Genomic DNA, 26,028 nt, shown 5'->3' with positions numbered 1-26,028 from the left:
TCGATACACGTTCACGTGCCGCGCTGCGGCACTGGAGCTCTACAGCTCTACAGCTCTAGAGCCCTACAATCTTACCGGGCGCTGTCGAGCACACCGTTGCGCCGCGACTCCTCGATGGCCGCCTCGTGGTCGGCGAACGAACGGTTGAACACCGTGCGCCCGTCCATGTCCACCGTCACGAAGTACAGCCAGTCGCCCTCCGCCGGGTGCTCGACGGCCTGCAGCGCGGTGATCCCGGGTGAGGCGATCGGGGTGTCGGGCAGCCCCTTCTTGGCGTAGGTGTTCCACGGCGTGGTGCGGGCACGGTCGTCGTCGGTCGTCGCGACCTCCTGGGCGGCGACGTCGTAGTTCACCGTGGAGTCGAACTCCAGCTTCTGGTCCTCGGCCAAACGGTTCAGGATCACCCGGGCCACCTTGTCGAAGTCGCCCTCGGGGGCCTCGCGCTCGATCAGCGACGCGGCGGTGATCATCTGGTACGGGCTCAGCCCCACCGTCTGCGCGGTCTCGAGCAGCCCGGTGCCCTCGTAGATCTCCGCGGAATCCTGCACCAGCGACGTCAGGATCTCCTTCGGGCCGGCGGTCGGGTCGAACAGGTGCACACCGGGGGCGATCAGGCCCTCGATCCGCCGGGGGTCGTCCCCACGCGCCTCGACGCTGTCGACGGCCCACTCCGGGACACCGAGTTCGGCGGCCGGGGTGGTGGCGATCGTCTCCCGCAGGTCGTCGACGCTGACGCAGTCCTCCAGGCCGTCGGTCAGCCCCTCGCGGCAGGAGTTCTCGGCGATCGCGGTGAAGATACCGGACCGGGTCTCCCCGCCGACCACGGCGACGTCCTCGAGCGTCACACCGGTCGGGATGTCGATGACACCGAGACGGCGCTCGTCGTCGGTGAGCGCCTGCATCGCGGCGTCCGCCGACATCTTCTGCTGGAGGGCGTAGTACCCGGCCTCCAGCCCGCGGGTCTCACCGCGCTGCTCGGCCTCGTCGGCAGCGGTGATCATCGCCGAGCGGGACCCGACCACGTCGTCCTCGAGCAGCTGCGGGACCAGGCCGGACACCGTGTCGCCCTCGTCCACCCGGACGAGCACCACGTTGCCGTTGCCGGCACCGTCGTAGTCCCGGGTCCCCACGACCTCGCGCTGGTAGTAGACGTAGACCACGACAAAGACGAGCAGGAGGACCAGTGCGAGGCTGATCGCTATGGACCACTGTCTACGACGGCGGTACCTGGGTTCGGTCCTGATCTTTCGAGGCAAGGTTCACTCCCACGTCTCTACTGTGTGTACAAGGTGTCACTACGGCAAGAAAACACTGTTGCGCGTCATTCTTGCACGAGATGGCCGGAAGTCATTGATCAGACACCCGATTACGGGCGCTCCGGGCATCGAGCCACCCCTGCAGGATGTGCACCGCGGCAGCCTGGTCGATACGGGACCGGCCCTTGCGCTCACTGACTCCCGAGGCCCGCATCGCGCCGGTCGCGGCGACGGTGGACATGCGTTCGTCGACGAGGCGTACCGGGACGGTACCGAGTGCGTCGCGCAGCGCCGCCGCGTAGTTCTCCGCCCGGACCGTGCTCTCGGTCGTGCGGGAACGCAACGTCACCGGCAGCCCGACGACGACCTCCACCACGAAGTTCTCCTCGACGAGCTCGATGATCCGGGGGAACTCGGAGCCGGGACGTCGACCACTGCCCTTCTCGGCGGCGACGGTCTCCAACGGAGTCGCGAGGATACCGTCCGGGTCCGACAGCGCCACACCGATGCGCACCGTACCCACGTCCAGTCCCAGACGACGGCCCCGGCCGGGGTCGTCGTCACCGGGACGGTCCGGGGTCGTCATCACTTGTCCCCGGACAGGACCGACTCCACGTGGGGACGCACCGCGGCGACGGCCGCGTCGACGCCCGACACGTCGGTGCCGGACCCCTGCGCCATCGCCGGCTTCCCGCCGCCACGGCCACCCACCAGCGGGGCGATCGCCTTGACGATGTCACCGGCGGCGAGGCCGCGCGCGACCGCGGCATCGGTGACCGCGGCGATGAACGGGACCTTCCCGGACTCCGGGTCGGCCGAGGCGAAGACCACGACGGCCTCCCCGGTCCCGAAGCGGGCCTTGGCGTCGTTGGCCAGCGTGCGCAGGTCGCCGCCGGACACCCCGTCGGTGACACGCGCGGTGACGACCCGGACGCCGTCCACGGTGACCGCCTGGGCCACGTAGTCGCCGACCTTGGCGGTCAGCTCCGCGGTGCGGAACTGGGTGATCCGCTTCTCGGCGGCCTGCAGACGCTCACTGATCTGGGCGAAACGCTCAGGCAGCTCCTCGGCCGACACCTTCAGACGCGAGGCCAGCGAGCCCGCGACGGCGTTCTGGTCCGCCAGGAACCGCATCGAGTCCATGCCGGTGTACGCCTCGATCCGGCGGGTGCCCGAACCCACCGAGGACTCACCGAGGATGGTGACCGGCCCCACCTGGGACGAGTGGTCCACGTGGATACCGCCGCACAGCTCCATGGAGAACGGGCCACCGATCTCGACGACACGCACCCGGGAACCGTAGTTCTCACCGAACAGCGCCATCGCCCCCATGGCCTTCGCCTCGTCGAGGCTGGTCTCGATCGTGTTCACCGCGTAGTCGGTGTCCACGGCCTCGTTGGAGATCTCCTGGATGCGGCGCAGCTGGTCGGCGGTGAGCTGGGTCCCGTAGTTGAAGTCGAAGCGCAGGTACCCCGGCTTGTTCATCGACCCGGCCTGGACGGCGGTCGGCCCGAGGACCTGGCGCAGCGCGGCGTGGATCAGGTGGGTGCCGGAGTGGGCCTGGCGGGCGGCGTGCCGCCAGGCGTGGTCGACGTGCGCGGCGACGGTGTCGCCCACGGCGAGTTCACCACCGGTGACGCGGACCCGGTGCAGGGAGACCTTGCGGCCGGTCTTCTGCACGTCCAGGACCTGGCCGACGCCGCCGGGGCCGGTGACGGTACCGCGGTCGGCCATCTGGCCGCCGGCCTCGGCGTAGAACGGGGTGCGGTCCAGGATGACCTCCACCTCGCTGCCCTCGGCGGCGCGGTCGACGAGGGCCCCGTCGGCGACCAGGCCGAGGATGCGGGCCTCGGCGTCGGTGGTCTCGTAGCCCAGGAACACCGTGGGGTGGTTGTCCACGAAGGAGCGGTAGACCGAGACGTCGGCGTGCACCTGCTTCTTGGCGCGGTTGTCGGCCTTGGCGCGCTCACGCTGCTCGGACATCCGGGCGTCGAAACCGGCCTTGTCCACGGTCAGTCCGGCCTCGGAGGCCATCTCGACGGTCAGGTCGATCGGGAAGCCGTGGGTGTCGTGGAGGACGAAGGCGGCGTCGCCACCGAGCTCGGTACCGCCGGCGGCCTTGACCTTGGCGGCTGCGTCCTCGAACAGGCGGGTGCCGGACTCCAGGGTCTTGAGGAAGGTCGTCTCCTCGCCCACGGCCACCGCCCGGATACGCTCCCAGTTGTCGGCGATCTCGGGGTACGACGGGGTCATGGTGCCGCGCACGGTGTCCATGAACCTCTCCATGGTCTGCCCCGTGGCACCCAGCAGGCGGGCGGACCGGATGATACGACGCAGCAGACGCCGCAGGATGTAGCCACGACCCTCGTTGCCCGGGGTCACCCCGTCCAGGATCAGCATCAGCGCGGTGCGGCTGTGGTCGGCGATCACGCGGAAACGCACGTCCTCCACGGAGTTCTCGACCCGCCCGTACACCGACCCGGTGAGCTGCTCGGCGACCGCGATCACCGGGGCGAGCAGGTCGGTCTCGTAGACGTTTTCCACGCCCTGCAGGATGCAGGCCACCCGCTCGATGCCCATACCGGTGTCGATGTTCTTCTGCGGCAGCTCCCCGATCGGCGGGAACCCGTCCTTGGGGCTCTTCTCACCGCGGATGTCCTGCATGAACACCAGGTTCCAGATCTCGATGAACCGGTTCTCGTCGGCGGCGGGGCCACCGTCCGCGCCGTACTCGGGACCGCGGTCGTAGAAGATCTCGGAGCAGGGGCCACCGGGACCGGGGATACCCATGTCCCAGTAGTTGTCCTCGCCGCCACGGCGCTGGATCCGCTCCAGCGGCACCCCGATCTCCTCGTGCCAGATCGCGGCGGCCTCGTCGTCGGAACGGTACACCGTGGGCCACAGCCGCTCGGGGTCCATCCCGAAACCGCCTTCGGCGACGGGGTTGGTCAGCAGGTCCCAGGCGAACCGGATGACCTCGCGCTTGAAGTAGTCGCCGAAGGAGAAGTTGCCGGCCATCTGGAAGAAGGTGTTGTGGCGGGTGGTGATGCCCACCTCCTCGATGTCGAGGGTGCGTACGCACTTCTGGATCGAGGTCGCCCGCGACGACGTCGGGGTCTGCTCGCCGAGGAAGTACGGCTTGAAGGGGACCATACCGGCGTTGACGAACAGGAGGTTCGGGTCGTCCAGGATCAGCGAGGCGCTGGGCACCTCGGTGTGACCTGCCTTCACGAAATGATTGAGGAATCGCTCGCGGATCTCATGAGTCTGCACAGTTACGGAACCTTCTTGATAGCTGGATCGTCGACACGGTGTCTTAACCGGAAACAGTCTACCCGTTGCCCCGCACGATCCCGCGAAGGGTCTCCAGCCGGGGCTTGAGGGTGTGCTCACGGCCGTGGTCCGTGGGCAGGTAGTACCGGGCGTCGGCGAGGTCCTCGGGCAGGTAGTCCTGCCGCAGGACGCCCCGCGGATCCTCGTGCGGGTACCGGTAGCCGACGGCGTTGCCGAGCGCCTCGGCCCCGGAGTAGTGCCCGTCCCGCAGGTGCGGGGGCACCACCGGGCCCTTGCCCTCCCGCACGTCGGCCAGGGCGGCGTCGATGCCGCGGATCACGGAGTTCGACTTCGCCGCCGTAGCGATGTGCACCGTGGCCTGGGCCAGCGGGATCCGGCCCTCCGGCATGCCGATGAAACTCACCGCCTGGTGCGCCGCCACCGCCGCCTGCAGGGCGGTCGGGTCGGCCATGCCGACGTCCTCCGAGGCGTGCACGACCAGCCGGCGGGCGATGAAACGGGGGTCCTCCCCCGCGTCGATCATGCGTGCCAGGTAGTGCAGTGCGGCGTCCGGGTCCGACCCCCGCAGCGACTTCACGAAGGCGCTGGTGATGTCGTAGTGCTGGTCGCCGTCCCGGTCGTAGCGGGCGACCGCCCGGTCCGTGGAGGCACGGACGTCGGCGGTGGTCAGCACGGTCCGGTCCCCGAGCCCCTCGACGGCGGCCTCAAGGTAGGTCAGCCCCCGCCGGGCGTCGCCGGCGGCGAGGGCGGCAAGCAGGTCACGGGCCTCGTCGTCGAGGGTGACCGCGCCCCCGTAGCCGCGCGGGTCCTCGACGGCACGGGTCAGCAAGGTGGCGACGTCCGCGTCCTGCAGCGGCCGCAGCTGCACCAGGAGCGACCGGGACAACAGCGGTGAGACCACGGAGAAACTCGGGTTCTCGGTCGTGGCGGCCACCAGCAGGACGGTGCGGTTCTCCACCGCGCCCAGCAGTGCGTCCTGCTGGGTCTTGGAGAAGCGGTGGACCTCGTCGATGAATAGGACGGTCGACTCGCCGCGGGCGAGGAGACGACGCGCGTTGTCGATGACCGCGCGGACCTCCTTGACCCCCGCGTTGAGCGCCGAGAGCGCCTCGAACCGGCGGCCCGACGCACCGGCCACCAGCGAGGCGACCGTGGTCTTGCCGGTGCCGGGCGGCCCGTAGAGGATCACCGAGGAGTCCCCGCGGCCGTCGATGAGCCGCCGCAACGGCGAACTGTCGCCGAGGACGTGCGCCTGGCCGACGACCTCGTCCAGCGACCGGGGCCGCATCCGCACCGCCAGCGGGGCGTGGGCACCCGGGTGGAAGTAGGAGTCCGACGAACGGGTCGGGGCACCCGGGGTGTCGTCACCGGCCCCGGGGACGTCGAAGAGGCTGTCGTCGCCGTTCATGGCCTGTCCCTGGGGGTCAGCGGACCTGCGGCTGGGCACCGAGCTTGGCCAGGGTGGTTAGCAGGCCCGCGGCGAAGTCGCGGACGGCGGTGAACCGCTCGTCCAGCTCATTGCGCTCGGCGAACCGGCGGACCGCCTCCACCGTCGTCGCGAGGTCCGACAGGTGCTCGCGGGGCATGCGGTCGAGTCGACGCACACCTTCGGCGGCGGAGCCGGACGTTTCGATCACCGCGAGCGTGCCGTGGTAGAGCAGCGACAGGCTCATCAACGCCCACCCGACCAGGGAGGCCATGAGCGCCTTCTCCAGGCGCCCCTCCTCACGGACCGCCGGCCAGACCACCGAGACCTCCGTGGACCAGGACTCGATGAACTCGCGGAGCTCCTCGGTGTCCAGCAACGGGGTGGTGATGTCGTGCGGGAACCCGGCGATCACACAGGCAACGTCCGAGACGATGTCGCGGAACCCCGCCCACTCGTAGTCCAGGAAGACCACGGAGTCGGCCAGCATGATGTTGTCGGGGGTCAGGTCGAACGGGGTGAACGCCTGCACGCGGGAGCGGGACTGGCGGTGCCCGGCCTCGTGCGCGAACTCCTCGACGGTGGGGTCGACGGTGACCCCGCTGCGACGCAGCAGGTCGAGACCCTGTTCGACCAGGGCGGCGACGTCGACGTCACGGTCGTTGACCCGGGCGGCGGGGATGTTGTGCCGGGAGTGCAGGCGCCGGTTGAGGATGTCGAACGCCGCCTGGCCGTCGGCGGTGGCGACGTGCATCCGTCCCAGCGCCCGGCCCAGCTTGCGCAGCGCGGCGGCGCGCTCCATCTCGCCGTCCATGGTGAGGATGTCGGAGTAGTTCCGGCCGTCACCCGAGTCGGACAGCACCATGATGCGGCCCTCGATGTCGTGGGCCAGCAGCTGCGGTCCGGGGCGGTGCTCCTCGGCGAGGGTGTTGGTGTACTGGTACGCCACGACCTCGCGGATCATCGCGGAGATGGCCTCGGTGTCGGCCTCCCCGGTGGTCACCGGTGGCAGCTGCTTGATCACCACCGTGCGCTCCTGGAGGAACGGGTTCGGCGACACCTTCACCCGGACCACGAGCGACTCGCCGCTCCCCCCGAGGTTCTCGGGGTGCGTCAGCTCCTGGGTGCCGCCGAAGCGGTTACCCAGCAGGTGTGTGGCTCGGTCCAGTGCGTCCTCGATGCTCAGCACGGCGTTGTCCTCCCTCGGACGTCCCTCCATGAGTGGCGGGACTCAGGCGTTCTTCTTGGGTTTGGCGTCGATCCCGGATTCCTTGCGCTGCTGCGCGGTGATCTCGCCGGGAGCGTCGGTCAGCGGGTCGATGCCGCCACCGGACTTCGGGAAGGCGATGACGTCACGGATCGAGTCGTAACCGCCGAGGAGCGAGACGATCCGGTCCCAGCCGAAGGCGATGCCGCCGTGCGGCGGGGCGCCGAAGGCGAAGGCGTCGAGCAGGAAGCCGAACTTCTCGCGGGCCTCCTCCTCGGAGATGCCCATGACGGCGAAGACCCGCTCCTGGATGTCCCGGCGGTGGATACGGATCGACCCGCCGCCGATCTCGTTGCCGTTGCAGACGATGTCGTAGGCGTAGGCGGTGGCCTCGCCGGGGTTCTCGTCGAAGGTGTCGATCCACTCCGGCTTCGGGGAGGTGAACGCGTGGTGGACGGCGGTCCAGGCGGAATTGCCGAGGGCGACGTCACCGGAGGCGGTGGCGTCCGCGGCGGGCTCGAACAGCGGCGCGTCGACGACCCAGGTGAACGCCCAGTCCCCGTCCTTGATCAGGCCGAGGCGCTCGGCGATCTCACCGCGGGCCGCACCCAGCAGCGCGCGGGACGACTTGACGTCGCCGGCGGCGAAGAAGATGCAGTCGCCCGGCTTCGCGCCGACATGGGCAGCGATGCCCTCGCGCTCGGCCTCGGTGATGTTCTTGGCCACCGGGCCGGAGAGGGTGCCGTCCTCGCCGACGAGGATGTAGGCCAGGCCCTTGGCGCCGCGCTGCTTGGCCCAGTCCTGCCAGGCGTCGAGGGTCCGGCGGGGCTGCGAGGCGCCGCCGTCCATGACCACGGCACCGACGTAGTCCGACCTGAACACGCGGAAGGTGGTGTCGGCGAAGAACTCGGTGCACTCGGTGATCTCGATGTCGAACCGCAGGTCCGGCTTGTCCGAGCCGTAACGGCGCATGGCGTCGGCGTAGGTGATGCGCGGGATCGGGGCGGTGATCTCGTAGCCGATCTGCTTCCACACCGCGGCCAGGATCTGCTCGGCGAGGGCGATCACGTCCTCCTGGTCGACGAAGCTCATCTCGACGTCGAGCTGGGTGAACTCCGGCTGACGGTCGGCACGGAAGTCCTCGTCGCGGTAGCACCGCGCGATCTGGAAGTAGCGTTCCATGCCCGAGACCATGAGCAGCTGCTTGAACAGCTGGGGCGACTGCGGCAGGGCGTAGAAGTTGCCCGGGCGCAGGCGTGCCGGGACCAGGAAGTCACGTGCACCCTCGGGGGTGGAGCGGGTGAGGGTCGGCGTCTCGATCTCGGTGAAGTCCTGGTCGAGCAGGACGCCGCGGGCCGCGGCGTTGACCTTGGACCGCAGGCGCAGGGCGCGTGCCTGGTTGTCGCGGCGCAGGTCGAGGTAGCGGTACTTCAGGCGGGTCTCCTCGCCGACCTCGCCACCGCTGGCGGAGTCGTCGATCTGGAACGGCAGTGCCGCGGACTCGTTGAGGATCTCCAGGCCCGTGACGTTGAGCTCGACGTCGCCGGACGCGAGGTTCGGGTTCTCCGAGCCCTCCGGACGTGCCTCGACGACGCCGGTGACCCGCAGGCAGTACTCGCTGCGCAGTGCGTGGGCGCGCTCGGCGACCTCGTTCTCACGGAAGACCACCTGGGCCAGGCCGGAGCGGTCACGGAGGTCGATGAAGATCACTCCCCCGTGGTCCCGTCGTCGGGAGACCCATCCGGTGAGGGTTACCTCCTCGCCGATGTGGTCTGAGCGAAGGTCACCACAAAGATGGGTCCGCAGCACGTCGCGTTGTCCTTTCGGGTAGTTCGGAGAAAGACCGGGCGACACAGTAAGGGGTCGCCGGATGCTCGATATCAGCGGCCCAGTGTACTACCCCGCCGCCATCCGCGGAACAACGGTGGCACTCTGGAGGGTGAGGTCGAACCTCGCCCCGGGATGACGCCGGGACACCACCGAGACGAAAGGACGGTCATCATGGCACTGAACGGTTCCCCGACACCCGACGACAGGGGACGTCCCCGGGAAACGCCGCGCCACCCCGACTCCGACGGCATCCCCGACGACGTGACCGTCGAGGACACGGTGGTCACGCCGCTGGACTCGCGGGACCCCTACCGGCTGTTCTGGTTGAGCAGCCAGGTCGTCCTGTACGTCTCCACGGTCCTGGCCGTCGTGTCCCTGGTCTTCGGCCTGGCGACCGGCACGGAGAGTTCGTGGATCAGCGGGATGGCACTGCTGGGCATCAGCATGCTGTCGATCATCGGCCTGCTGCTGGCACGGCTGGGCAGCGACCTGAAGTCGGCCGGCGTCATCTGAGGCCGACGGGCGCCGCCGGTCCGGCTGGCGCCCGTGTTGGCGCGTGACTAGCGCCGGGGCGGTGCGTCAGGCGCCGACGCCGGACCAGTCGATGCGGCCGAGGGTGGCGTCGTAGATCTGCTGGGCGATGCCCCAGTTGTTGTACGCGGCCCAGTCCCCTGCGTCGAGGGCCTGCTGGGTGAGTGCGACGATATCCATGATTCGGGTTCTCCTGCGGATCGTTGTGGTCGCTGACAGTCAGCGCTGCCGTCAGACACGGCAGTTCTGATGTGAAGTATAGACGCTCGGAACGGTCAGCGCAGTTACCTGCTGTCACTTCAACCCCTCTAGTCACTCCAGTCACATCGATTCCGCAGGCTACGGCGGGCCCCGGCAGTCCCCGGCACCGGTTCACGAAGAGCTCACCGGGTCTACACCCCGACGACACCGCGACTCCACCGCGGCCATACCCCGGCCTCCTAGGCTCCCGGGTGCACGACGACACCCCTCACGAACCGTCCCCAGGGAGCATCCACCATGCCACGACGCCCACGTCCCACCCCGATCCTCTCGGCCCTCTCCGTCCTCTCCTCGTTGTCCCTGATCACCGTCCTGACTGCGGCGCCGGCGACCGCGGTCCCCGGAAGTTCGGGGAGTTCGGGGGTCCCGGAGATCCCCGGGAGCTCCGGTGCCGCGGCGCCCGAACGCTACGAAGGAAGCGTCGAGGTCGTCGACGGCGCCGCCGAGGACCAGGAGGTGATCACCGGGCAGGTCTTCGACGACACCGACCGCGACTCCAGCCTCGGCACCACCGAACCCGGGGTCGCCGGGGTCCGGGTCTCCAACGGAGTCGACGTGGTCACCACCGACGCCGACGGCCGCTACAGCCTCCCCGCCAGAGACAACATGTCGGTCTTCGTCACCCAGCCCGCAGGATGGCAGGTCCCCGTCGACGCGTCGAACTTCGCCCAGTTCAGCTACGAGCACTACCCCGAGGGATCCCCCGACCTGACGTACGGCGGCCTCGAACCGACCGGCCCCGTCCCCACCGCCGTGAACTTCCCCCTCGTCGCCTCCGAGACCACCGGTCGACCCGACCAGTCCTGCGCCATCGCCGCAGACACCCAGACCTACGACAGGACGGAACTCGGCTACGCCGCACGCGGCGTGCCCGCCGACCTGGCCGCACGCGACGACTACGCCGGCTGCGGTGTCCTCCTGCTCGGCGACAACGTCGGCGACGACCTCAGTCTGAACCAGGACATGAAACAGCTCTACGCCGACGCCAACGGGCCGGTCCGGGCGTTGCCGGGCAACCACGACATCGACTACGACGCCGCCGACGACACCAACTCCACCGACACCTACCGCCGCGACTTCGGCGCCCCCTACTACTCCTACGACGTCGGCGACGTCCACGTCGTCGCCCTGGACAACATCGTGTACCACGGCGACGACGGCACCGGTAACGGCGGCTACGACGAGAAGATCTCCGCAGAACAGCTCACCTGGCTGCGCAACGACCTCGCCACCGTCGACGACGACACCCGGGTCGTCGTCGCCGCCCACGCGCCCATCGTCAACTACACCGAGGTCGTCACCGACAACGCCGCCGAACTCTACGAGATCCTCGCCGACCGTCCGGACGCGGTGACCGTCGGCGGCCACACCCACACCAGGGAGTCGCTCCTGGCCGGTGAACGCCGTGCCGAATGGGCCGACCACGACCAGAGCCCGGTCCAGCAGCTTCCCCACGACCAGTTCGTCGCCGGGGCCGTCTCCGGCGACTGGTACTCCGGGGAACTCAACGCGAACGGCCTGCCGCACGCCTACACCCAGGACGCCGCGGAGCCCGGCGTGCTCACGCTGCAGTTCACCGGGACCGACCTGCGCGAGTACTACACGGTCCGCAACGAGGAACCCACCCACCAGTTCCTCACCGGGATCAACTCGCCGACCTGGCGGACCTGGGCCGCCGACGCCCGACGGGGGCAGGACGCCGACAAGGCAGGCGAGGCGCCCGCCGCGATCGACCCGCTGGACGTCCCCGTCGCGGACCTGGCCGGCGGTGACAGCTACCTGACCACCAGTTTCTTCAACGGGTCCACCGACGCGACCGTCTCCGTACGCATCGACGACGGCGAAGAGCTCGAGGCCAAGCTGACCCAACCCGCCCAGGGCGAAGCGCTGAACAAAGGGTGGGAGTACACCGAGACCGTCTCCGCCACCCACAACCTCCGGTCCACCGGGAACGTCGCCCAGGCAAGCCCGCACGTCTGGCGCCTGGCCCTGCCGTCGGACCTGGAGGTCGGCCCGCACACCGCCGAGGTCACCGGGACCGACCGCCACGGCCGGGAGTTCACCGAGACCGTGGAGTTCACGGTGACCGGCTAGCGGGGCCAGCGGCTAGACTTCCACCCATGACCTTCAACAACAACCTGTCCGGGATGGGTGGACGGGCCCGGTCCGGCGGGAGTTCCGGCGGCGGCGGAGGATTCGGCTTCGGTGGGGGCGGTCGCGGAAGCGGCGGCAACCGGGGCGGCGGGATCCTTGGCATGCTGCTGATGAGCACCGTCGGGCGCCGGTTCGGCATCCCCGGGATCCTCGTGGTCGCCGCCGTGCTGTTCTTCGCCAACGGCGGGACCGGCATGTTCGACGGCGACACCCCGCCGGACCGGGCACAGGCCAACGGCCCGCGACCAGGCGGCACCCTGGAGCACTGCACCAGCGTGGAGGCCGCCAACACCTACGACGACTGCCGGATCGAAGGCACCGCGATCTCCCTCGACGGTGTCTGGTCGTCGCTGCTGCCCGACCAGGCCGGCATCCGCTACACCGAACCCGGGTTGGTCATCGGCGACGGCCGGGTCAACACCGGGTGCGGTACCGCCTCGACCGCCCAGACCGGACCGTTCTACTGCCCCGGCGACACCACGGTGTACATCGGCGACGACTTCTTCGCCCAGCTGGCGGACATGGGCGGCTCAGCCGGCCCGTTCGCCCAGATGTACGTCGTGGCCCACGAGTTCGGCCACCACATCCAGCACTTGGAGGGCAACCTCGGACGCTCCGACTACAACGACCCTGGCCCGGACTCCAACGCGGTGAAAATGGAACTGCAGGCGGACTGCTACGCCGGGGTGTGGGCCGCCCACGCGGACAAGGGTCAGGACGCAGTCCTTGACCCGGTGACCCCCGAGCAGGTGCAGCAGGCGATCACCTCGACCCAGGCCATCGGCGACGACGCGATCCAACGCGCCGGCGGCGGCCAGGTCAACCCGGACGCCTGGACCCACGGCTCGTCCGAGCAGCGCCAGCACTGGTTCAGCACCGGCTACGGCGCCGGGACGATGGAGTCCTGCCGGCAGGACTTCCGCTGACCGCGTAGCCCCCGCTCAGGCCTGCCGGATCAGGTCCGCGGCACGCTCACCCAGGAGCATGCACGTGATGTTGGGGTTGACCGCCACCAGCTGCGGCATGACCGAGGCGTCGACCACCCGCAGGCCGGAGACACCCTTGACCCGGAGCTGCGGGTCCAGCGGCGACATCGGGTCGTCCACCGCACCCATGCGCACGGTGCCCGCGGGGTGGTACACGGTATTGTGCGTCCGCGACACGTAGTCGGCGATCTCCTCGTCCGAGCGGACGTCGGCGCCGGGGAACAGCTCACGTCCGGCGTACTCCTGCATCGCCGGCTGCGCGACGATCTCGCGGGCGAGCTTGATACCCGCCACCGCGATGCGCATGTCGTAGCCGTCCTCGTCGGTGAAGTACCGCGGATCCACCTTCGGCTTGTCCCGGAAGTCGCAGGACCGCAACCGGACCGTCCCGCGGCCCTTGGCGTGGGTGATGTTCGGGGTCAGGCAGAACGCCTCGTCGGCGGTGGGGTACCCCTGCCGACGGGTGTGCATGTCGAAGGGCATCGACCCGTAGTGCATCATCAGGTCCGGCAGACCCAGACCGTCCGCACCACCCTCGTCGACCATGTCGAAGATGCCGATCTCCCACCACTGGGTCGAGTCGCGGGTCATCGGGACCTTCGACTCCCAGGAGATCACCGCCTCCGGGTGGTCCTGGAGGTGCTCACCGACGCCGGGAGCGTCGACGACGGTCTCCACACCGACCTCGGCGAGATGCTCCGCCGGCCCGATCCCGGAGAGCATCAGCAGCTTGGGGCTGTCGATCGCCCCCGCCGAGACGATGACCTCGCGGTCGGCGGTGAGGGTCTTCAGGCGCCCGAAGGGGTTGTCGAGGTACTCGATGCCGGTGGCCTGCGGGACGCCGTCGTCGCCGGTGGAGAAGACGACCCGTGAGACCTGACGGTCGGTGAGGATGTCGAGGTTCTCCCTGTCCATCACCGGGTGCAGGTAGGACACCGACGACGAGGAACGGATGTTCTCGTCGGTGGAGTTGATCTGGAACCAGTCGGCACCGTGGTTGACCGTGACGCCTTCGTTGAACGGCGTATTGGGCAGCCCCTGCTGTTCACATGCCTGGATGACCGCCGAGCCGACCGGGTCGCGCGGCGGCACCGAGCGCAGCCGGACGGGACCGTCGTGCCCGTGGTGCTCCCCGTCGCGGTCGTTGTTCTCGAGCCGCTTGATCAGGGGCAGTACGGTCTCGGAATCCCAGCCTTCCGCACCGAGGGCGACCCAGTGGTCGAGGTCCTGCGCCGGGGTGTGGAACGCGATGCAGGAGTTGTGGGAGGAGCACCCGCCGAGCACCTTGGCCCGGGCGTGGCGCATGTGGGAGTTGCCGTTGTCCTGGGGTTCGATCGGGTAGTCCCAGTCGTAACCGGATTCGAGCAGCCCGGGCCATTCCGCGAGGTTGAGGACCTCGGGCTTGTCGACGTCGGTGGGGCCTGCCTCCACCAGTGCGACGGTAACGGTGGGGTCTTCGCTGAGGCGGGAGGCGACGACGGCTCCCGAGGACCCTGCTCCGACGACGATGTAGTCGTAGTTGTCTCGCATAGGGGTTGTTGTCCTTCCTGTCTTCGTGACGTGGTGACGTCGTGACGTCGTGTCTGGGGTCTACTTCCGGGGGAACCAGCCGGTGGCCGCCGGCTCGGTGTTCTCGTAGATGTGCTTGGCCTCGCGGTACTCCTCCAGGCCGGCGAGGCCGAGTTCGCGCCCGGTACCGGACGCCTTGAAACCACCCCACTCCGCCTGAGGGACGTAGGGGTGGTAGTCGTTGATCCACACCGTCCCGTGGCGCAGCGCACGGGAGACGCGGTTGGCGACGCCCCGGTCGGTGGTCCACACCGCACCGGCGAGCCCGTACTCGGTGTCGTTGGCGGTGGCGACGGCCTCGGCCTCGGTCCTGAAGGTCTCCACGGTGATGACGGGGCCGAAGCCCTCCTCGATCACCGCGGGGTTGTCGGAGGTGCAGTCGTCCAGCACGGTGGGGGCGTAGAAGCAGCCGTTCTCCAGGTCAGGGCCGCCCCAGTGGCCGCCGCACCGCAGGGTGGCTCCGGCGTCGACGCCACGCCGGACGTAGTCGGTGACCTTGTCGCGGTGCTCGGCGGAGATCAGCGGGCCGGTCTCCGCGGCCTCGTCAAAGGGGCCTCCCATGACGACGCCCTCGGCCCGGCGGACCAGCTCGTCGACGAACCGCTCCTTGATGCCCTCCTCCACGATCAGCCGGGTGCCCGCCGAGCAGACCAGTCCGGAGTCGAGGAAACCGGCGTTCAGGGCGTTGTCCACGGCGGCGTCGAAGTCCGCGTCGGCGAAGACCACGTTCGGGTTCTTGCCGCCGAGTTCCAGCGCGACCTTCTTGACCGTCGGAGCTGCTGCGGCAGCGATGCGACGGCCGGTGACCAGCCCGCCGGTGAACGAGACCATGTCGACGTCCGGGTGGGAGGACAACGGCGCCCCCGCCTCGGCTCCAGCGCCCAGCACCAGGTTGGCCACGCCGGCGGGCAGGCCGAGCTTGTCGAGCACGTCGATGATCAGGATCGCGGTGTGCGGGGTCAGCTCCGCCGGCTTGAGGACGAAGGTGTTGCCGGCGGCGAGCGCCGGGGCGATCTTCCAGCTGGCCTGCAGCAGGGGGAAGTTCCACGGGGTGATCATCCCGCAGACGCCCACCGGCTCGTAGACGATCCGGGAGATCACCGAGGGGTCCCCGGCATCGACGAGCCGGCCGGGGTGCTGGTCGGCGATCTTGCCGAAGAAGCGGAAGCAGTTGATGATGTCGTCCATGTCGCCTTCCGCCTCGACCAGGCGCTTACCGGTGTCGAGGGCTTCGGCGCGGGCGAACTCGTCCTTGCGCTCCACCATGGCGTCGGCGACCTTGAGCAGCAGGTCGCCGCGGTAGGCGGCCGACGTCGCCGACCATTCGCCGGCGTCGAAGGCGCGCCGGGCCGCCGCGATCGCCTTGTCGGTGTCCGCGGAGGTCGCCTCGGAGACCTCCGCGATGACGGTACCGTCGGCCGGGCAGATGACGGTGCGGGTCCCGCCGTCTACTGCACCGATCCAGTGACCGTCGATGTAGAGGGTCTGTGGTCCGTTGGTCATGGGTGTTCCCTTCCTGTTGTTCTGGATGTCACTCGTCGTCGTCCCCGACCGTCCACAGTGCCGGCGCCGTGCCGTGCACCTCCGCGGTCGGTGTCCCCCGGTCGCCGGTCAGGGACATGTACTCCACGTGCATGTCGTAGGCGTCCAGGACATCGGCGATGACCTGTTCCTTGGTGTACCCGAGGATATTGTGCCCGCGGGAACCGGTGGCGGAGAAGATCTCCAGGGTGAAGTAGACGTCGTCGTCGACATTGAGGTTCACGGCGAAGTTCGGCACCTGTCCGGGCACCGGGTACGCCTGGTACTTGAAGTCGTCCTGCCCCGGGAACTTCACCAGCAGGTCCACGAAGTCGATCGCGTACTCCGGATGACTGTCGCGGGTGCAGGTGACGTCGAGACCGAGCTCCCGGAGCTCCTCGGCGACCTCACTGATCGCCGGGGCGGCGGTGGTCTCTACGTACGCCTGAGTCTCGGCCTCGGTGGGGAAACTCATCCGGCGTTTCAGCCGGTTACGCCACGCCAACCGGGGCTGCGGTGTCCCGGCACGGTCCGACAACGCCCCGGGCAGCGACAGCGACCGGGACCGCAGCCAGTGCGCCTCCGCCCCGAGCACCCGCCAGATGCTGAACATCAGCAGGTACATGATCACCGAGAACGGCAGCCCGATGAGCACCGTCGCCGCCTGCAGGGTGTACACCCCGCCGATGAGCAGCATCACCAGTGTCAGCGCACCGGTGAGCACCGCCCACACGATCCGCAGCCACGGTGGGCCGTCGGAATCCTCCACCGTCGGGGTCGAGGTGATGTTGGCCATCACCAACGACCCGGAGTCCGCGGAGGTGACGTAGAACAGCAGCCCGGTGACCACGGCGAGTGCGACGGCGAACGTCGCGCCGGGGTACTGCTGGAGCAGCAGGAAGAACCCGGACTCGGGGGTGTTCACCGCGGTCTCGAGGAACTCCTCGTCACCGTCGCGGAAGAAGCCCAGCGCAGCGTTGCCGAAGACGGATATCCAAACCGCGATGAAGCTGAACGGGATGACCAGCACACCCAGGATGAACTGGCGCAGGGTGCGTCCGCGGGAGATCCGGGCGAGGAACAGCCCGACGAACGGTGCCCAGGCGATCCACCACGCCCAGAAGAACAGCGTCCAGTCCGACTGCCACTGGTCCGCGGGCAGGTCGGCCGCCCCGTCGCTGTAGGCGAAGGTGTTCATCAGCATCGAGGGGAACCGGGCGACGAAGTCGCCGATGTTCTGCACCAGGGCGTTGAGTAGGTCGGCGGTCTTGCCCATCACGACGATCCACACCATCAGCACCAGGGCCAGCCAGACGTTGAGCTCGGACAGCCGGCGGATGCCCTTGTCCACCCCGGACACCGTGGAGACCACGGTGATCAGGACGGACAGTCCGATGAGGGCGACCTGCACGCCGGTGCTCGTGGGGATACCGAAGATCTCGGCGAGCCCGTAGTTGAGGAACACCACCCCGATGCCCAGCGACACGGCGATACCGAAGGCGGTCCCGATGGCGGCGGCGACGTCGACGCCGTGCCCGACGGCCCCGTGGATCCGCCGTCCGAACACCGGCGCCAGGGCGGAGCGGATGCTCAGCGGCATGTGGTAGCGGTAGGCGAAGAGACCGAAGGCCATGCCCATCAGGGCGTACATCGCCCACCCGGGCACCCCGTAGTGGAACATCGTCCACAGCGGTGCCATGCGCGCCGCCTCGTCGGAGAGTTCGGCCGTCTCCGGCGGTGTGAGGAAGTTCGTCGCCGGTCCCGAGACACCGAAGAACATCAGGTCGACCCCGATGCCCGCGGCGAAGAGCATCGCGCCCCAGGTGAACAACCCGAAGCGGGGCTGTGCGTGGTCGGGGCCGATCTTGGTGTCACCCACGCGCCGGAACGCGATGACCAGGACGAACACCACGACGATGCCGGCGGTCAGGACGTAGTACCAGCCCAGGTTGGTGGCGACCCAGTCCTTCACCGTGTTGATCACGGTGTCGGTCTGCTGCGGCGCCACGGACGCCGCGATGACGAAAGCCGTCATCAGCCCCGCAGAGACTGCGAACACGGGCCAATTGACGGCAGAACGTTTCTCCGGTGTGGAAGGATCCTCACCGTCGGAGGAAGAACATTCATCCATGAAATCACTCCTGAAATATCAGTTTCGTATCCCTGATGCACATATAAATATCAGGGAGCGGAACCGAGGGTAACGCACAGGAGCGGAGAAATCCTCCGATTGACGAATCAGCCCTGGGCCAGCGCCTTCGCGACCGCCTGCTCGACATCCTCCAGGGCGACCTCGTGCTGCTCACGGGTGGCGAGGTCACGCACCACCACGGTGCCGTTCGCCAGCTCACTCTCGCCCAGCACCAGGGCAAGAAGGGCTCCGGCACGGTCCGCGCCCTTCATCGCACCCTTGAGGCCACGGTCGCCATAGGACATGTCGACGCTGACACCGGCCCGGCGCAGGCGGTCCACGACCACCGCCATCCGGCGCTTGGCGTCGGCACCCATCGGCACACCGTAGACGTCGACACGACGGCCGGTGGTCGGGGAGATCCCCTCCGCCTCCAGCGCCAGCACCGTACGGTCGACACCGAGCCCGAACCCGATACCGGACAGGTCCTGGCCGCCGAGCTGGGCCATCAGGCCGTCGTAGCGGCCACCGCCACCGATACCGGACTGGGCGCCGAGCCCGTCGTGGACGAACTCGAAGCAGGTCTTCGTGTAGTAGTCGAGGCCACGCACCAGCCGCGGGTTGAGGGTGTACTGCACCCCCATGTCGTCGAGGGTGCCGGTGACGGTCTCGAAGTGCTCACGTGCGGAGTCGGACAGGTGGTCCGGCATCAGAGGGGCGTCCGCCATCATCTCACGGACCTCGGGACGCTTGTCGTCGAGCACGCGCAGGGGGTTGATCTCCGCCCGGCGGCGGGTCTCCTCGTCCAGCGGCAGCGAGAACAGGAAATCCTGGAGCGTCGCACGGTACTGCGGCCGGCAGGTCTCGTCACCCAACGTCGACAGCTCCAGGCGGAAACCGGAGAGCCCCAGCGCGCGGTAGCACCGGTCGGCCAGCGCGACGACCTCGGCGTCCAGTGCCGGGTCGTCCACCCCGATCGCCTCGACCCCGACCTGCTGCAGCTGACGGTAGCGGCCGGCCTGGGGACGCTCGTAGCGGAAGAACGGGCCGGAGTAGGTCAACTTCACCGGCAGCTGACCCCGGTCCAGGTTATGCTCGATGACCGAGCGCATCACCCCGGCGGTCCCCTCCGGCCGCAGGGTGACCGACCGTCCGCCACGGTCCTCGAAGGTGTACATCTCCTTGGAGACCACGTCGGTGGACTCCCCCACCCCACGGGCGAACAGGGCGGTCTCCTCGAACACGGGCAACTCGATGTGGCCGTACCCGGACTTGTGGATGACCTCCTCGAACGTGCTGCGTACAGCGTGGAACGCCGCCGATGTCGGCGGGACGTAGTCCGGCACCCCCTTAGGGCCGGCGAACCTCTGGACCTGTCCGGTGGAACCGGTGCTGTTCGTGTCACTCACGGGGTCCAACTATAGCGGCCCGGTGACACGCTCACACCACGCCCTGCAGGAACCCGTTCTGCGCCTTCTCCTGCCCCACCGTCGTCGCCGGACCGTGGCCGGGTACCACCGTGTCCGCGTCGTCGAAGGTGGACACCAGGCGGCGCAGGCTCTCCACCATCTCCGCAGGTTCCGAGAACGGCAGGTCGGTGCGGCCCACACCACCGCGGAAGAGCACGTCGCCGCCGAGCACCAGGCCCTGGCCGTCCACCACCCCACGGAACATCACCGACCCCGGGGAATGCCCCGGCATATGGTGGGCGGTGAAATCGACCCCGCAGATCGTCAGGACGTCGCCGTCCTGCACGGGGGTCGGCGTCTCGGGCGTCTCCATCGTCGCGACGTCGTGTGCCTGGCCGGTCGGCCCCATCGCGTCGAGCACCTCGCGCTGCAGGAAGACGTTGTCCGCCGGATGCATGTACGAGCCCACCCCGTACGCCGCCTGGACCTCGGGAAGGTCCCGGACGTGGTCGATGTGCCCGTGGGTGAGCACGATCCGGTCCACCTGCAGCCCCCGGGACTCGACCGCCTCCGCGACGAGGGCCGCCGCCCCCATCCCCGGGTCGACGACCGTCGCCTCGACCCCGTCATGCAGCAGCAGGCAGTTGGTCTCGAAGGGGCCGGTGGGCAGTACTTCCACAGTGAGGTTCGCCATGACCGCCACCCTACCGAGTACGCCGCCCGGGCACCCACGACGGATCCTCCCGGGGCGCGGCACCCCGACAGTGGCGTCGGTGGCGTCAGTGGAGTCGGTGGCGTCGTTGGTGGAGTATGCGGCCCCGGGGTGGAACAATGGTGCCGTTGATCAACGACCACCCCCGAGGGAAAGGCCACGGAGCTTTGTCCGACAACTCCTCCCGCCGCGATGCGGCACTCAAGAATCTCGACAAGGAACTGAAGTCGCGGGCCCGCCGCGAGAAGATGCGTCCGCTCGGGGTCACCCTGGCCACCCTGGTGGTGCTCGTCGTCATGGTCGGCGGCATCTACTTCGCCGCGACCCGCGGTGGTGACGACGCCGAGAACCTCGCCGACGACGCCGCCACCGAACAGCCGACCACCCCCGAGCAGCCGACGGGCCCTGAGGCGTGCGCCTACAACGAGGCCGGGGAAGCCACCAAGCAGGTCTCCGCCCCCAGCGCCGACAACCTGCGTGAGGACGGCACCACCGACGTGACCCTGGCCACGAACAAGGGCGACATCGGCATCACCCTCGACCACGGCCAGGCCCCCTGCGCCGCCAACAGCTTCGAGCACCTGGTCTCGGAGAGCTACTTCAACGACACAGTCTGCCACCGTGTGGTGGTCAACGACGGCATGAAGATCCTGCAGTGCGGCGACCCCACCGGTCAGGGCACCGGCGGTCCGGGGTACACCTTCCCCGACGAGTACCCGGTCTGGAACGAGGACGGCGAGAAGATCGAGGACCAGGGCCTGTACAAGCGCGGTGTGCTGGCGATGGCGAACAGCGGGCAGAACACGAACGGTTCGCAGTTCTTCCTCGTCGACGACGAGACCCAGCTCCCCAATGACTACACCATCTTCGGCACCATCTCCGAGGACGGGCTGAACACCCTCGACTCGATCATCGAGGAGAACGAGGGCGAGAACCAGGACAACAACGGCGACGGCGCCCCGGTGAACGAGGTCCGGATCGAGACCGCGACCGTCGACGCCTGACCGTCCCGGCCGGTACCCGGCCCGTCCCGGCTCATCCCCGGAGAGCCGGGAGCCTTCACCCTCCGGTCGTCACGCGGTAGACGTCGTAGACGCCCTCCACGTTGCGCAGCTGGTTCATCAGGTAGCCCAGCTGTTTGGTGTCGGAGACCTCGAAGGTGAAACGGCACATCGCCACCCGGTCCTCGGCGACGTGCGTACTCGTCGCGATGATCGGGACCTTCTGCTCACTGACCACCCGGGTGACCTCGCTGAGCAGACCCGTCCGGTCGAGACCCTCGATCTGCAGGGTGACCACGAAGACCGCGTCGCGGACGTCGGACGCCCACGCCACCTCGATGAGCCGGTCAGGTTCGGAGTGCAGCTTCTCGGCGTTGGTGCAGTCGGTGCGGTGCACCGACACCCCGCCACCCTTGGTGATGAAGCCGAAGATCTCGTCCCCCGGGACAGGGGTACAGCACTTCGCCAACTTCGCCGAGAAGTCCGAGTTGCCCTGGACCAGCACGCCGGAACCGTCACCGCGCCCGGCCTGCACCTGCTGCTGCGGGGTGGTACGGCGCACGGCGGGCGCCGGGCTGACCGGGGAGTCATCCTCGTCGGCGTCGCCCTGGTAGATGTCCTGCAGCAGGTGCACCACGTGGCCGGCGGTGACGCCCCCCTTGCCGATGGCGTCGTAGAGGTCGTCCACCGAGTCCCGCGACAGTTGCGTCGCCACGGTGCGCAGCGCGGCGGCGGTGACCAACCGCTGGAGCGGGATGCCGGTGCGCTGTGCCTCGGCGGCGAGCACGTCCTTGCCCTTCTCCAGCGTCTCCTCGCGGCGCTCCTTGTTGAACCAGGCGCGGATCCGGTTGCGGGCCCGCGGCGAGACCACGAACTTCTCCCAGTCCTTCGACGGCCCGGCGGAGGAGTCCTTCGAGGTGAAGATCTCCACCTTGTCGCCCGTCTTCAGCGGCGACTCCAGCGCCACCAGCTTCCCGTTCACCTTCGCGCCGATGCACCGGTGGCCGACCTCGGTGTGGACGGCGTAGGCGAAGTCCACCGGCGTAGCGTCGGTGGGCAACGTCACCGCGTCGCCACGCGGGGTGAAGACGAAGATCTGGTTGGTGGACAGGTCGTAGCGCAGCGAGTCGAGGAACTCGTTGGGGTCGGCCGCCTCCTTCTGCCAGTCCAGCAGCTGACGCATCCAGGCCATCTGGTCGACCTCTGCGGTGTCGCCCCGGTGCGAGCCCCTGGTCTCCTTGTAGCGCCAGTGCGCGGCGATACCGTACTCGGCCTGGTAGTGCATCTCATGGGTGCGGATCTGCACCTCCAGGACCTTCGCGTCCGGACCGATGACGGTGGTGTGCAACGACCGGTAGACGTCGAACCTGGGCTGGGAGATGTAGTCCTTGAACCGCCCGGGCATCGGCTGGTACTGCGAATGGACCGCGCCGACGGCGGCGTAGCAGTCACGGATCTCGTCGACGAGGATGCGGATCCCCACCAGGTCGAAGATCTCGTCGAAGTCACGGCCACGCACGATCATCTTCTGGTAGATCGACCAGTAGTGCTTCGGGCGCCCCACCACCTCGGCGGTGATGTGCGACTCACGCAACGTGGACTGGATCTCGTTGATGACCTTCGCCAGGTACTGGTCGCGTTTCGGGGCGCGGTCGGCGACCAGCCGGACGATCTCCTCGTACTTCTTCGGGTAGAGGATCGCGAACGAGAGGTCCTCCAGCTCCCACTTGATCGTCGCCATGCCCAGGCGGTGCGCCAAGGGGGCGATGACCTCCAGGGTCTGCCGCGCCTTCTTCGCCTGCTTCTCCGGCGGCAGGAAGCGCATCGTGCGCATGTTGTGCAGCCGGTCGGCGACCTTGATCACCAGCACCCGGGGATCGTGTGCCATCGCCACGATCATCTTCCGGATGGTCTCCGCCTCCGCCGCCGAACCGAGCGCGACCTTGTCCAGCTTGGTCACCCCGTCGACCAGGAGGGTGACCTCGGCGCCGAAGTCGGCGGTCAGGTCGTCCAGGGAGTAGTCCGTGTCCTCCACGGTGTCGTGCAGCAACGCAGCGACCAGCGTGGTGGTGTCCATCCCGATCTCGGCGGCGATCGTCGCGACGGCCAGCGGGTGGGTGATGTACGGTTCACCGGATTTGCGGGTGACACCGGCGTGCAGGCGTTCGGCCGTGGTGTACGCCTGGTTCAGGATCTCGATGTCCGCCTTGGGGTGGTACCGCCGGTGCACGGCGATCAACGGACCCAGAACCGGGTTGATCCTGCTCTTGCCGGTGAGGCTGCGCGCGATCCGCGCGGCCATCCACAGCGAGTTCTTCTCGTTCGTCATGCCTCACCGTTTCCCTACTGTGTGCAGCGTGTGAACGACAAGCCTACTGTTCGCGGGAAACCACGTACAACGGAAGGTCCCCCAAACGTTTCGCTCCCTCAAGTTCCTGCACTTCGAGAGCCACGGCGACCCCGGCGATCTGTGCGCCGGCATCCTCCAGCAACGACCGGGCCGCGACGAGCGTGCCGCCGGTGGCGAGCACGTCATCGACCAGGAGCACCCGGCGGCCCCGCAGGTCGAGGCCTTCCGACGGGATCTCCAACGCCGCGGTCCCGTACTCCAGGTCGTACTCCTGGCGCAGCACCGGTGGCGGCAGCTTCCCCGCCTTACGCAGTGCGAGGACGCCGACGCCTAGCTCCAGGGCGACCGCCGAGCCGAGGAGGAAACCACGGGCGTCCAGGCCGGCGACGACATCCACGTCGAAGACGCTGCACACCTGTGCCATCTCGGTGACGATGGTGCGGAAGGCCGCACCGTCCGCCAGGACCGGGGTGAGATCCTGGAACACGATCCCCTCACTCGGGAAATCGGGGACCAGCCTGGTCTTCGCCGCCAGGGCGGTCCTGGCGTCCGGGTAGTTGCTCACGGTCTCGGTGTTCATCGGTCCTTCATCGGTCGTCATCGGTGGTCGTTGTCGGTCGGGATTCCACGGGGAAGTCCGGGGAGGCCCACCGGTCCATGTTCCAGCTCATCCCGGTCTCGCCGGGGTTGTCGACGACATTCGACAACCCCTGGTCCACCGCCACCGAGCGCGGCTCGGCGGTCAGCGGTATCGTCGCGGTCTCGTCGGCGAGCGTGTTCTCGGCGTCGCGGAGATTCCGGATGGTCGCGGCCCCCGACGCCCCCGACGACGCCGGGAACGAGACCTGCGGGTTCTGTCCGAAGGACGACCGGGTCTCCAGGAGGACGTCGTAGTCCGAACCGAGCCCACCGAAGTCCCCGACGCCCAGCGGCACCGGCTCCACGGTGACACCGGCGGCCGCACAGGAGTCGACCAGGGTGTCGACCATCGCGGCGTACCGGGCGACGTCGGCGAAATAGCCGACGCGGACGGTCGTCCCGCGGAGCCGGTCGGACGTCGGTCCGGTGTCGGTGTCGTTGTTGCGGGCGGCGACATCGCCGAGGTTCTCCCCCTCCTGGGACCCCGGTGCGACGATACGGAACGGCGCCTGGTCGACGGCGATCCCGGACTCGGCCTTCACCGCCTGCGCCACGGCACCGCGGTCGACGCACCTGGCGAACGCCTGGCGGTTCTCCCTGGACTCGAAGATCCCCGACTCCGACAGCCTCAGGCCGTCGACACGGGTCCCGGAGTCGCGGGTGACCGCGAAGCGGCCCGCCACATCGGTCGCGTCGGACAGGTCCGGGGCGGTCTCGTCGGTTCCCGCCCGGATGCCCTCGCCGTCACCACTGCCTGTCGCCGGTTCCGAGGGGTCACCCGTGCCGGTCTCCGTGGCAGTGCCCGACGCCGACCCGGATTCCGGGGACGAGGTGTCCGCGGCAGCCAGGCCCGCGGAGACCGGGTCGGTCTCCGGGGGAACATCGGCGACGTACAGCTGGTGGTCGGCGGCCAGGCGCGTGAAGTCCGGCCCTTCGATCCCGGCACCGGGACCCGACCACATCACGACCTGGTCGAGGCCCGGACGCACACCCCTCCACTCGGGGTTGACGGTGAGCACCAGCGAGCCGTCCTCCCCCCGCGACGCCACCCGGAACGGCCCGTAGGTGGGCATCTCCGCGGGATCGTTGTCGGCGACGGTGAACGTGGACGCCCACGTCTCACCGAGCTCCGCCAGCTGCCCGGTGTCACCGGAGTTGATCGCCGCGACCACGTCGTCGACCCCGGCACGCTGACCGACGGTGTGGGAGGGCAGGACCTCCCCCACGCTGAACAACTCCCGGTACCGGCTGCCCATCCCACGGTCGAACTCGATACTGAAGTTGCGGTCACCGGCGTCGCAGGTCATGTCATTCACCCGCGCCGTCAGGCCCAGGTCCGACGAAAAGAGGTCCGGGTACTTGGAGGCGACCCACGTCAGCAGGAAGTCGTCGCAGACCACCGGGGCACCGTCCGAGTAGGTGGCGGTGTCGCTGATGCGGTAGTTGACGATGTCTCCGTTGCCGGGGTCCGGTGTGGCGGTCACCAGGTCGGTGTTGGGCAGCAGGCGGCCGTCCGGCCCCGTGAGGTAGGCGCCCGGGTAGAGCCGGGCGGAGACCTTCGCCGCGTCGGTCGCCGCACCCGCACTGCTCGCGGCGTTCAGGGTGACGATCGGACGCGGGAGCGCGTACCCGAAGAGAGGGTCGGATGCCTCCTCGACGCCGTCGTCGGAACCGCAGGCGACCATTGCCGAGGTGAGTGCCACCGCGGTGACCAGGGCCGCGGGGCGGCGGAATGCACGCATCATGGTTTC

General features: G+C 68.8%; 19 protein-coding genes. 4 read left to right on the top strand and 15 right to left on the bottom strand.

Annotated elements, in window-relative coordinates; all coding sequences use genetic code 11:
* Positions 1-71: 71 nt before the first annotated feature.
* The 6 genes from mltG to aspS all read right to left on the bottom strand — a co-directional run bounded on the left by mltG (position 72) and on the right by aspS (position 8,992).
* Positions 72-1,256: an endolytic transglycosylase MltG gene (gene mltG, locus MUN33_RS13070; protein ID WP_244805345.1), complete on the bottom strand. Its 1,185-nt coding sequence runs from the start codon at positions 1,254-1,256 to the stop codon at positions 72-74.
* 91 nt (positions 1,257-1,347) lie between these two features.
* Complete coding sequence (gene ruvX / locus MUN33_RS13065) at positions 1,348-1,842, bottom strand: Holliday junction resolvase RuvX (RefSeq protein ID WP_244805344.1); 495 nt, start codon at positions 1,840-1,842, stop codon at positions 1,348-1,350.
* On the bottom strand, positions 1,842-4,529 hold the full coding sequence (alaS, locus tag MUN33_RS13060; protein ID WP_244805343.1) for an alanine--tRNA ligase: 2,688 nt from the start codon (positions 4,527-4,529) through the stop codon (positions 1,842-1,844). Before alaS ends, ruvX begins: the two co-directional genes overlap by 1 nt.
* Before the next feature lie 58 nt (positions 4,530-4,587).
* Positions 4,588-5,958 carry a replication-associated recombination protein A gene (locus tag MUN33_RS13055; protein ID WP_244805342.1) on the bottom strand — a complete coding sequence of 457 codons (1,371 nt, stop codon included), beginning with the start codon at positions 5,956-5,958 and terminating at the stop codon, positions 4,588-4,590.
* 16 nt (positions 5,959-5,974) lie between these two features.
* Positions 5,975-7,165: a phosphotransferase gene (locus tag MUN33_RS13050; protein ID WP_244805341.1), complete on the bottom strand. Its 1,191-nt coding sequence runs from the start codon at positions 7,163-7,165 to the stop codon at positions 5,975-5,977.
* A gap of 42 nt (positions 7,166-7,207) precedes the next feature.
* Positions 7,208-8,992 carry an aspartate--tRNA ligase gene (aspS, locus tag MUN33_RS13045; protein ID WP_244805340.1) on the bottom strand — a complete coding sequence of 595 codons (1,785 nt, stop codon included), beginning with the start codon at positions 8,990-8,992 and terminating at the stop codon, positions 7,208-7,210.
* Positions 8,993-9,184: 192 nt separating this feature from the next.
* Between aspS and MUN33_RS13040 the strand changes: the two genes are divergently transcribed.
* On the top strand, positions 9,185-9,526 hold the full coding sequence (locus MUN33_RS13040; protein WP_244805339.1) for a hypothetical protein: 342 nt from the start codon (positions 9,185-9,187) through the stop codon (positions 9,524-9,526).
* Between the two features lie 66 nt (positions 9,527-9,592).
* On the opposite strand, the gene MUN33_RS14135 is transcribed toward MUN33_RS13040, so the two are convergent.
* Positions 9,593-9,724, bottom strand: coding sequence for a hypothetical protein (locus MUN33_RS14135; RefSeq protein WP_255806793.1), 132 nt, complete (start codon positions 9,722-9,724; stop codon positions 9,593-9,595).
* Between the two features lie 318 nt (positions 9,725-10,042).
* On the opposite strand from MUN33_RS14135, the gene MUN33_RS13035 reads away from it, so the two are divergent.
* Together MUN33_RS13035 and ypfJ are read left to right on the top strand one after the other, a co-directional pair.
* Positions 10,043-11,899: a calcineurin-like phosphoesterase C-terminal domain-containing protein gene (locus tag MUN33_RS13035; protein ID WP_244805338.1), complete on the top strand. Its 1,857-nt coding sequence runs from the start codon at positions 10,043-10,045 to the stop codon at positions 11,897-11,899.
* Between the two features lie 26 nt (positions 11,900-11,925).
* The gene (ypfJ, locus tag MUN33_RS13030) at positions 11,926-12,885 is read left to right on the top strand and encodes a KPN_02809 family neutral zinc metallopeptidase (RefSeq protein WP_244805337.1); all 960 of its coding nucleotides are present in this window, start codon (positions 11,926-11,928) and stop codon (positions 12,883-12,885) included.
* Positions 12,886-12,900: 15 nt separating this feature from the next.
* On the opposite strand, the gene MUN33_RS13025 is transcribed toward ypfJ, so the two are convergent.
* The 5 genes from MUN33_RS13025 to MUN33_RS13005 all read right to left on the bottom strand — a co-directional run bounded on the left by MUN33_RS13025 (position 12,901) and on the right by MUN33_RS13005 (position 20,269).
* Entirely contained in the window at positions 12,901-14,475 is a 1,575-nt protein-coding gene (locus MUN33_RS13025; RefSeq protein WP_244805336.1) for a GMC family oxidoreductase, read from the bottom strand.
* Between the two features lie 60 nt (positions 14,476-14,535).
* On the bottom strand, positions 14,536-16,017 hold the full coding sequence (locus tag MUN33_RS13020; protein ID WP_244805335.1) for an aldehyde dehydrogenase family protein: 1,482 nt from the start codon (positions 16,015-16,017) through the stop codon (positions 14,536-14,538).
* A 28-nt stretch (positions 16,018-16,045) separates the two neighbouring features.
* The gene (gene betT / locus MUN33_RS13015) at positions 16,046-18,166 is read right to left on the bottom strand and encodes a choline BCCT transporter BetT (RefSeq protein ID WP_244805334.1); all 2,121 of its coding nucleotides are present in this window, start codon (positions 18,164-18,166) and stop codon (positions 16,046-16,048) included.
* A 107-nt stretch (positions 18,167-18,273) separates the two neighbouring features.
* Entirely contained in the window at positions 18,274-19,575 is a 1,302-nt protein-coding gene (gene hisS, locus MUN33_RS13010; RefSeq protein ID WP_244805333.1) for a histidine--tRNA ligase, read from the bottom strand.
* A 31-nt stretch (positions 19,576-19,606) separates the two neighbouring features.
* Positions 19,607-20,269 (bottom strand): MBL fold metallo-hydrolase, encoded by a 663-nt coding sequence (locus MUN33_RS13005; protein ID WP_244805332.1) that lies wholly within the window; start codon positions 20,267-20,269, stop codon positions 19,607-19,609.
* Between the two features lie 185 nt (positions 20,270-20,454).
* Here MUN33_RS13005 and MUN33_RS13000 point away from each other — a divergent pair, with 185 nt between their 5' ends.
* A complete protein-coding gene (locus tag MUN33_RS13000; RefSeq protein WP_244805331.1) occupies positions 20,455-21,291 on the top strand; it encodes a peptidylprolyl isomerase in 837 nt (278 codons plus the stop codon).
* 55 nt (positions 21,292-21,346) lie between these two features.
* On the opposite strand, the gene MUN33_RS12995 is transcribed toward MUN33_RS13000, so the two are convergent.
* Genes MUN33_RS12995 through MUN33_RS12985 form a run of 3 tightly spaced genes read right to left on the bottom strand, consistent with a single transcriptional unit; the run spans position 21,347 to position 26,022 of the window.
* A complete protein-coding gene (locus tag MUN33_RS12995; RefSeq protein WP_244805330.1) occupies positions 21,347-23,617 on the bottom strand; it encodes a RelA/SpoT family protein in 2,271 nt (756 codons plus the stop codon).
* Between the two features lie 43 nt (positions 23,618-23,660).
* Positions 23,661-24,218 carry an adenine phosphoribosyltransferase gene (locus MUN33_RS12990; protein WP_244805329.1) on the bottom strand — a complete coding sequence of 186 codons (558 nt, stop codon included), beginning with the start codon at positions 24,216-24,218 and terminating at the stop codon, positions 23,661-23,663.
* Between the two features lie 7 nt (positions 24,219-24,225).
* Entirely contained in the window at positions 24,226-26,022 is a 1,797-nt protein-coding gene (locus MUN33_RS12985) for a periplasmic substrate-binding domain-containing protein (RefSeq protein ID WP_244805328.1), read from the bottom strand.
* Positions 26,023-26,028 lie beyond the last annotated feature (6 nt).

It is taken from the genome of Corynebacterium kalidii (assembly GCF_022869005.1).
Classification (GTDB): Bacteria; Actinomycetota; Actinomycetes; order Mycobacteriales; family Mycobacteriaceae; genus Corynebacterium; species Corynebacterium kalidii.
The sequence above is the reverse complement of the archived record's forward strand: the minus strand, read 5'-3'. Positions and strand labels throughout refer to the sequence as shown.